Source organism: Mycobacterium sp. E3305 (assembly GCF_001666785.1).
Lineage (GTDB): Bacteria > Actinomycetota > Actinomycetes > Mycobacteriales > Mycobacteriaceae > Mycobacterium.
In genome coordinates this window covers 1-778 of the sequence record NZ_LZJA01000155.1, presented here as the reverse complement: position 1 = coordinate 778, position 778 = coordinate 1, and the positions used below count along the sequence as shown (strand labels likewise).

General features: G+C 66.3%; 1 protein-coding gene. It reads left to right on the top strand.

Going from position 1 to position 778, the window contains the following annotated elements; genetic code table 11:
• Positions 1 to 778: beta-ketoacyl reductase (locus A5701_RS14670; protein ID WP_156670097.1), on the top strand; the 778-nt coding region annotated here is incomplete at both ends.

The following is a 778-nucleotide window of genomic DNA, read 5'->3' as shown; positions in this document are numbered from 1 at the left end:
CTCCTCCATCTCCGGCCTCACCGGTTCGCGGTGGCTGGCCCACTACACCGCCACCAGCGGCTACCTGGACGCCCTGGCGTACGCGCGGCACGTGATGGGATTGTCGGCGACGACGGTCAACTGGGGACTGTGGAAATCCCTGTCCGACGCCGAGCACCAATTCGGCCAGGTCAGCATGGGTTCGGGGCTGGTGCCCATGAACGACGAGGTCGCCATCGGCGCTCTGCCGCGGGCCATGAGCCCCGCCGCAGGCGTGCATTCCATTGTGGTAGAAGCGGATTGGCCACTGCTCGCGGCCGCCTACCGCACCCGCGGCGCGCTGCACATCGTCGACGACCTGCTTCCGGTGCCCGGCGAAACCGCCATGCCCGCAAGCGAATTGCGCGTCGGCCTGAGTAAGTGCCCGCCCGAACGCCGCCACGACATGCTGCTGGACCACGTCGGGTTGCTGGCGGCCGGGGTGATGGGGCTACCACCCAGCGAGTCGCTGGATCCCTCGATCGGCTTCTTCCAGCTCGGAATGGACTCCCTGATGAGCGTCACGCTGCAGCGCGCGTTGTCGGACAGTCTCGGTGAATTCCTGCCGGCTTCGGTGATCTTCGACTACCCGACCGTGTACAGCCTCACCGACTACTTGGCGACGATGCTGCCCGAACTCGCCGAACCGGATGCCGAACCCGCCTCCGACGTCTACGACGAACTCACCGAAGCCGGCAGGAATTCACCGAGACTGTCCGACAACGCGCGCTGCAGCGTGACGCTCATCAGGGAGTCCATT